Genomic DNA, 1,992 nt, shown 5'->3' with positions numbered 1-1,992 from the left:
CGTCTGAACTTCCGGGAGCGATCGAAGCCGCGATCACACAGTCTTTTGAGAAGAAAGCGATCGTGGAAGAATATATTTCCGGAGCAGAATACAGTGTGGAAACGATCAGCTATCAGGGAAAACACACCTGCCTTGCAATCACCAGGAAATTTACGACTGGAAGTCCGCATTATATCGAGGTTGGTCATTTACAGCCGGCTCCACTGACAGATGATATAAGAAAGCAGGTAGAAGAGACCGTATTTCGTGCACTGGATGCACTGGGAGTGGAATTTGGAGCGGGACACAGTGAACTCAGGATCAATGAAAAAGGCGAGATCCGCATTATAGAGATCGGGTCACGTATGGGCGGCGACTGCATTGGTTCCGACCTTGTACCTCTTTCGACCGGACAGGATTTTGTGGGCATGGTTGTGGACACCGCAGCCGGAAATCCGCCTGTCATCAAAGCGAATGAGCCGCATATATCTGCGATCCGTTTCCTGATGAATGAAAATGACCTGCGTCTTTTGAATGATATCAAACAGAATCATCCATCTAATCTCAAAAAAGTTGTGATCGAGGGCGATGTAAAAACCGCCAGCATCACAGACAGCGGCAGCCGTCCGGGATTTTTTATCCTGCAGGCAGAGTCTTATGAAGAGATGGAAACACTCCTTCATCATGGACCGTGGGAAAATCCAATCCATGTTTTTGACACACCGGTTCAGAAACTCCGCTATAATGATGGCAAAAATACATTTTTTATGAAGAGAGATGATCTTCTTCCGTTTGCTTTTGGTGGAAACAAGGTGCGTTTTGCGCGGAAGTTTGTGGAAGATATGCAGGAAGAGCATTGCGACAGCATGATCATCTACGGAAATTATCACTCCAATCTCTGCCGTATCCTTGCAACGCTTTGTCATGAGCTGGAGATCCCGTGCTATATGGTCCATAATACTGAGGATATCAAAGAAGACAGAGAGACGAGTAACAGCCGTATCATCCGGCAGATGGGAGTTGTAGAGATCCCATGCGGCAAGGCGGGAATCGCAGCAGCAGTGGAACAGGCTATGGCAGAACTGCGTGAAAAGGGATACAAACCGTATTATATTTACGGGAATTCCAGAGGCCAGGGCAGAGAATGGGTTCCGATGAGAAGCTACGAAGCTGTGTATGACGAGATCTGCTGTTACGAAAACAGACACGGTGTTCATTTTGACTATATTTTTCTTGCATCCAGTACAAATGCGACACAGTCCGGACTTCTTGCGGGAAGTCTGCGTCAGGGAGATGACCGCAGGATCGTGGGGATCTCCGTTTCCCGAAATGCCGCAAGAGGCAGGGAAGTCATCACCGGAAATCTCAGAGAATATGCAGAAAAATTCCACAGAACACTTCCGGACGATCTGGAAGACCATATCCATTTTACAGATTCCTATATGGAGGGCGGATATGGTGCATGGTCAGAACCGGCAGCAGATCTGATCCGTCAGATCTATGGCAGTGAAGGAATCCCTCTTGATATGACCTATACAGGAAAGGCTTTTTATGGTATGGTTAAATATCTGGAAGAGAATCAAATCCAGGGAAAACAGATCCTGTTTCTTCATACAGGAGGAACACCTCTGTTTTTTGACTTTCTTGAACAAGAGGATAAATAAGCATGAAAAAATTAATGATCCTGGGAGCGAGTTATTCTCAGCTCCCTCTTTATGAAGCTGCCAGGAAGCTTGGCGCAGCAACCGTAGCCGCCAGCACACCGGGAGACTGGCCGGGATTTGCAGTGGCAGATGAGAGCGTCTATGCAGACATCACCAATCCGGAGGCAATCCTTAAAGCAGCACAGGAAAAGGGAATCGATGGCATTGCAACCTGTTGTCTGGATGCAGGCGTGCGTGCACTTGGATACACCTGTGAGAAGATGGGGCTGATCGGTCCGTCAGCCAGAGCTGCTGATATCAGCAATGATAAATTTAAGATGAAAGAAGCTTTTATGGCAGGAGGCGTGCA

At 47.5% G+C, this 1,992-nt stretch carries 1 protein-coding gene and 1 pseudogene; both read left to right on the top strand.

Annotation, left to right across the window (positions count from 1 at the left end; all coding sequences use genetic code 11):
• On the top strand, window positions 1-1,643 hold a 1,643-nt coding region (locus QZL69_RS05910), incomplete at its 5' end, for a pyridoxal-phosphate dependent enzyme (RefSeq protein WP_291518588.1).
• 2 nt (window positions 1,644-1,645) lie between these two features.
• Window positions 1,646-1,992: pseudogene (locus QZL69_RS05905) on the top strand (ATP-grasp domain-containing protein); the annotation flags it as partial.

Source organism: Blautia sp. CAG:237 (assembly GCF_000436615.1).
GTDB lineage: Bacteria > Bacillota > Clostridia > Lachnospirales > Lachnospiraceae > Blautia_A > Blautia_A intestinihominis.
The sequence above is the reverse complement of the archived record's forward strand: the minus strand, read 5'-3'. Positions and strand labels throughout refer to the sequence as shown.